Below are 393 nucleotides of genomic sequence, written 5' to 3'. Positions count from 1 at the left end.
GCAGCAACGAAGGCAGCGTTTATAAAACGAATTCAATTCATTCCGGATAGTTTTTTGTAGCTGAAGAGGACGGTTCGATCGTAGGGTTAGGTAATGGACAGTCATTGCAGCCCCATATATTACAGACGACTTATTTACTGATATAAAGCCAAATCCAGTATCTGGAGGTCACCAAAGCATTTTAGGATTAGCAGTATCTCCACATTTTCAAAAACGTGGCATAGCATCAGCGCTACTTGAACATCTTGAACGGAAATGGTCGCTTACTTAGCATCAGATAAAGCAAATTACATGACCGGTTCGATTGTCGTCGTCGACGGCGGATTAACTTTATAATGGATGGCAAGGGGCTGTCACAAAAAGTCATGTTTTATGACTTTCTGGACAGCCCCA

2 pseudogenes are annotated in these 393 nt (G+C 42.2%); both read left to right on the top strand.

The window, feature by feature from the left end:
* Positions 1-250: pseudogene (locus WD019_RS21765) on the top strand (GNAT family N-acetyltransferase); the annotation flags it as partial.
* 2 nt (positions 251-252) lie between these two features.
* Positions 253-336 (top strand): annotated as a pseudogene (locus WD019_RS21760) (SDR family oxidoreductase); the annotation flags it as partial.
* Between the last annotated feature and the right edge of the window lie 57 nt (positions 337-393).

It is taken from the genome of Fictibacillus sp. Mic-4, assembly GCF_049843615.1.
GTDB classification, from domain to species: Bacteria; Bacillota; Bacilli; order Bacillales; family Fictibacillaceae; genus Fictibacillus_A; species Fictibacillus_A gelatini.
Note: the sequence above shows the minus strand (reverse complement) of the source record. Positions and strands in the feature narration are given on the sequence as shown.